The following is a 4,168-nucleotide window of genomic DNA, read 5'->3' as shown; positions in this document are numbered from 1 at the left end:
CACTAAAAAGGCATAATGGGATACCACCTCCGGGATGTACACTTCCACCAACAAGATATAAGTTTTTGATACTTGATGAAAAATTAGCATGTCTTAAAAATGCGGCAAATTTATTGTTGCTGGAGTTGCCGTAAAGCGATCCTCCAAAAGAAGAAGTTTGGCTTTCTATGTCAACGGGACTTAACGTACTTTCCGTAACGATATATTTTTCAATATCGGTTTTCAGCATACCATTAATTTTTTCAATAACATTTTTTCTAATCGCTTCAGTATAACTAATACTTTCCTTTTTATTGTGTGGCACATTTACCATAACAAACCAGTTTTCACAACCGTCTGGCGCATCATTTTTGCAATATTTTGATGTGATGTTGATGTAAATTGTAGGGTCGTCAGTTGGAAATTTTTCTGAGAACAAATGATCAAATTCCTTTTTATAATTATCACTGAACAAAATATTATGCAGGCCTAGAGCTTTAAATTCTTTGTTTATTCCCCAATAAAAAACAAATGCACTACTCGATTTTTCTTGTTGAATTAGTTTTTTTGGAGTAAAAGAACTTGGCAATAAATTTTTGTAAAGCACATGAATATCTACATCGCTAGCCACAATATCAAAAGGATAATTAATACCGTTACTATTGATAGATGTTATACGGTTATTAGTCCCCACATCTAATGTCTCAACGGTTTCGTTATACTTAATTGTTATACCTGCTTCCTTAGCCAATTCAACTAAATGTGTTGTGATTTGGTGCATTCCGTTTTTTGGCAAATAAGCGCCAAGATTAAATTCTAGATGCGAAATCATATTCATTAAAGCCGGTGATTTGTATGGATTAGACCCATTATAGGTTGCAAAACGATTGAAAAGTTGTACTGTTTTGGGATTAGAAAAAGTTCGTGAATTTTTTTCGTGCATCGTACTGAATAATCCTAAGAATGGTGAAAATAATATACCTTTTAAAGTCTTAAAATTAATAAAATTTTTCAGTTGATGAAGCGATTGCTTCAAAAATAAATCTTCGGTAGTTTTAAAATAAAAAGCGTTGCGCTTAATATGATTTAAAACAGTTTCTCTTTTTTCATTTAATTTTAAATGCACTTCTTCTGCAAAATCCTCCAGATTAGCAGACGCTTTTAGTTGTGTTCCATCTGAATAAAAATAATGGGTAATGACATCTAGTTTTTGGTATTCAAATTTGTGAGCGCTACCCTGTAAAGTAGTTAATTCGTCTATTAAAGAAGGCATAGTAAATAATGATGGCCCTTTATCAAATCGGAATCCATTTATATTTAGTTCACTCAATTTGCCTCCAGGGTAAGTGTTTTTTTCAAAAATTGTTACTTTAAACCCTCGATTGGCTAACCGTATTGATAATGCAAGACCTCCGATTCCAGCTCCAATTATGCCAACCCTTTTTGTCATTTTTATTAATTAAGATATACTGCAAAATTAATTTTTTTTAAAATAATAATAGTTATACAATAGTTAAAAAAAACTATAATATCTGTCAAACAGAAATAATTAAATCAACAAGCTTTTGTGAAAAAAAATATCCCAACTCAATTGCTCAAGTTGGGATATTTATTAAAAATATTTTCGTTGCTATCTTATGACTCGCGTGGTGGTCTTGGCATCAGGGCTTTTCTAGATACTTTCTCTTTACGAGTTTTTGGATCTAAACCAAGGTATTTAATCATAAATACATCACCCATATTTACTACATCGGCAACATTTTCTGTTCTTTCCCATGCTAGTTCAGACACGTGAAGCAATACTTCGTTTCCTGGAGCGTCAAGATATTCAACAACTGCACCAAAATCAAGCATTTTGATTACTTTCACTTCATAGGCTTCACCCATTTGTGGTTTGAAAGTAATAGATTGAATTTTAGCTAATACAGCTTCAATTCCAGCAGGATCAGTCCCGAGGATTTCAACAATACCCATTTCGTTTTCTTCATTGATTACGATAGTACAACCAGTAGCTTTTTGTAATTCTTGAATTACTTTTCCACCTGGTCCGATTAATGCACCAATGAATTGACCAGGAATAGTTCTCATGATAATTTTTGGGGCATACGTTTTAACATCTTCTTTTGGAGCAGCCAAAGTTTCAGTAAGAATATTAAGAATATGCAAACGACCGTCACGGGCTTGTGCCAATGCAGCTTCCATAATTTCATATTTCAATCCGTCAATTTTGATGTCCATTTGACAGGCTGTAATTCCTTCTGAAGTTCCAGTTACTTTGAAATCCATATCTCCTAAATGATCTTCATCACCTAAAATATCAGATAAAACCGCAAAACGTTCTCCGTCTGTAATTAATCCCATTGCAATTCCAGAAACAGGACGAATCATTTGAATACCAGCATCCATTAATGATAATGTACCAGCACAAACAGTAGCCATTGAAGACGAACCGTTAGATTCTAATACTTCAGAAACCACACGAATTGTATAAGGACAATCAGCGGGAATCATATTTTTCAACGCTCTTTGTGCCAAGTTTCCGTGACCAACTTCTCTTCTTGAAGTTCCTCTCAAAGGACGTGCTTCTCCTGTAGAAAATGGTGGAAAATTATAGTGCAAGTAGAATTTTTCTTCTCCTTGTTCAGATGGCGAATCAATTTGGTTTGCTTCCCTAGAAGTTCCTAAAGTTGCTGTTGCCAATGCTTGAGTTTCTCCACGTGTGAACAATGCAGATCCGTGAACTGATGGTAAATAATCTACTTCACACCAAATTGGTCTGATTTCTGTAGTTTTTCTACCGTCCAAACGGGTACCTAAATCTAAGGTTACGTTACGAACCGCTTCTTTGTTAGTTTTGTAAAAATATTTATTTACTAAATCGCCGTTTTCAGCTAATTCTTCTTCTGTAAACAATGCTTTAACTTCGTCTTTAACTTCTGCAAATGCTGCTGTACGCTCCTGTTTAGAAGAACCTTTACTAGCAATTGCATATATTTTATCGTAAGCTGCTGCTTTTACTTTTGCATAAATAGCATCGTCTGTTCTTTCAGTTTCGTAAGTACGAACTTCTTTTTTTCCAAAAGCATTTGCTAATCTTTCTTGCGCTGCAATTTGGTTTTTGATATGTCCGTGAGCAAATTTAATTGCTTCAACCATTTCTGCTTCTGAAATTTCTTTCATTTCCCCTTCTACCATTGCGATAGAATCTGTTGAAGCACCAATCATCATATCAATATCAGATAATTCTAATTGAGCACGACTTGGATTGATGATGAATTTTCCATCAATTCTTCCAACTCTAGCTTCAGAAATTAAAGTTTCGAATGGAATGTCAGACAAAGCAAGTGCTGCCGAAGCGGCTAATCCTGCTAATGCATCTGGCATAACATCATCATCATGAGACATTAACTGAATCATAACTTGAATTTCTGCGTGATAATCACTAGGGAAAAGTGGACGCAAAACTCGGTCAACTAATCTCATTGTTAGCACTTCGTTGTCACTTGGACGTGCTTCTCTTTTGAAGAAACCTCCTGGAAAACGTCCTGCTGCTGCAAATTTTTCGCGATAATCTACCGTAAGAGGTAAAAAATCGATACCTGGACTTGCTTTTCTTGATGATACAACTGTTCCTAAGATTACAGTTTTACCAATTCTTACTACTACAGATCCGTCTGCTTGTTTTGCTAAACGACCTGTCTCGATTGTGATGTTTCTTCCATCACCTAAATCGATACTTTCTACAAATAATTGTGGAATCATAAATTTAATTCTTTAAGTTGAACATGGATGTTAGTTGTGTTGTTGTTGCGTAGTTAATGCCTAAAACCCAATGAAAAACCAAACTTTTTTTATTCCCCAACCCCAAAGGGGAGAAGTTTTTTTTTATTATTAAAAACAAAAAGAGGCACTTTCGCACCTCTTTGTATATTGATTATTTTCTGATATTCAATACTTTGATAATCTCACGATATCTGTTAATTTCTGTTTTCTTTAAGTAATCCAACAAAGATCTTCTTTTACCTACTAGCAAAACTAGTGAACGCTCTGTATTATAATCATGACGATTTTTTTTCAAGTGCTCTGTCAAGTGGCTAATTCTGAATGTGAATAAAGCAATTTGAGCTTCTGATTTTCCTGTGTTTGTAACTTCTCCGTGTTTAGCGAAGATTTCTTCTTTAACTTCTTT

3 protein-coding genes are annotated in these 4,168 nt (G+C 34.4%); all 3 read right to left on the bottom strand.

Annotated features, from left to right (window positions below; genetic code table 11):
- A partial coding sequence (crtD, locus tag ACKVOD_RS02710; RefSeq protein WP_409207945.1) for a 1-hydroxycarotenoid 3,4-desaturase CrtD occupies positions 1-1,429 on the bottom strand: 1,429 nt, incomplete at its 3' end.
- A 185-nt stretch (positions 1,430-1,614) separates the two neighbouring features.
- Complete coding sequence (locus ACKVOD_RS02705) at positions 1,615-3,741, bottom strand: polyribonucleotide nucleotidyltransferase (RefSeq protein ID WP_409207944.1); 2,127 nt, start codon at positions 3,739-3,741, stop codon at positions 1,615-1,617.
- Between the two features lie 172 nt (positions 3,742-3,913).
- Positions 3,914-4,168: 30S ribosomal protein S15 (rpsO, locus tag ACKVOD_RS02700; RefSeq protein WP_409207943.1), on the bottom strand; the 255-nt coding region annotated here is incomplete at its 5' end.

The organism is Flavobacterium sp., assembly GCF_046155325.1.
Classification (GTDB): Bacteria; Bacteroidota; Bacteroidia; order Flavobacteriales; family Flavobacteriaceae; genus Flavobacterium.
This window is presented reverse-complemented; position numbering and strand designations above follow the sequence as displayed.